1 protein-coding gene is annotated in these 1,215 nt (G+C 57.0%); it reads right to left on the bottom strand.

Annotated features, from left to right (window positions below; translation table 11 throughout):
* Positions 1–1,132 precede the first annotated feature (1,132 nt).
* On the bottom strand, positions 1,133–1,215 hold an 83-nt coding region (locus MUW49_RS17070; RefSeq protein ID WP_244812998.1), incomplete at its 5' end, for a transposase.

Here is a 1,215-nt window from a genome sequence, read left to right as displayed (position 1 = left end):
GGGACACGCCGTTTTAGCCTGTGGAGGCGTGGTGCAATCAGGCCGCCCGATGAAGCAGGAACCCGGTACTGCGCGAGCAGCTATCACCCAGTAATGGGAATCCCCCTCCTGTGACGCGAAGCGCTAAGGTGGGGGAGGATGTCAAATGAGATTCTATGAATGGTTCGCTGGATGAAAAATGTACCAAAACCTGTTTGTGCCAGAAGACTCAATAAGTTATGGAGACTTTTATCCCTCGTGGTGACTCATAAAACCACATGAAAACAACATATCTATCTAATGGCGCCGGTTCAAGTGCAAAATATCCGGCGGCCGTCTCGGTGGAAAATCCGGGCACAGACAGGGCGTTGTCCGGCACGCTTCACGGGGAGTAGGGCGTGCGAGTCGGGCAAATATTTTTGCCCGGCCCATAGGCTCCCTCTGTGTCTTGTCATGGGCTTCCCATATACTCAGCCATCCCCATTGGAAGGTTCGGGAATGGACGCCTCAATTCTGCTCAATCTGGACGTATTTACCCTGATGTTGATGGCCCTCGGGGGCTACAGCCTGGGATTCATCACCCTCTCCATCATCTGGTCGACCCATAGGGAAATACCCGGTCTCGGGCTCTGGTGGTGGTCCAGCCTCTGTGCCCTGGCGGCGCAATCGCTCTTCTTCATGCAGGCATTTTCCCCATATCGCGGGGATCTGGCTGGCCAACCTGCTCATCACCTTCTGCCTCGCCCTGATGCCACTCGCCATCCAGCGCTTCTTCGGGGAGCCGCCAAACTGGCGGGCATTCACCCTCTTCATGCTGGTCTATCTGCTGATCCTCTGCTGGAGCGTCATCTTCAACGACAAGATGGCCCCCCGGGTGCTGCTGGCCTGCCTGAGCTACATGATGGTGGGGGCGGTAATTGTCTGGCTCATATGGCGCCATGTCTACCCTGACTATCTGCCTGCGGTGCTGGTGTTCACCGTGGTCAACATCCTGCTCTACGGTTTCAATCTGGTGCGCATGGGGGCCCTGCTCGGCGGCGAGGTGCGGGTCCTGATGGATCAGCATGCGGTCAATGTGCTCCCCTTCCTCTCCATCTTAAATGCGAAAGGGGACTCCCTCCGACGTAGGTGGGAGGGGAATTTCGCCGGGGCGTCAGCCCCGCTGGTTTTGAATGTATTGCTTGATCACCTCTAACGGCGCACCGCCGCAAGAGCCCACAAAGTAAGAGCGTGACC

It is taken from the genome of Aeromonas sp. LsrichE-8G (assembly GCF_022869435.1).
GTDB lineage: Bacteria > Pseudomonadota > Gammaproteobacteria > Enterobacterales > Aeromonadaceae > Aeromonas > Aeromonas caviae.
This window is presented reverse-complemented; position numbering and strand designations above follow the sequence as displayed.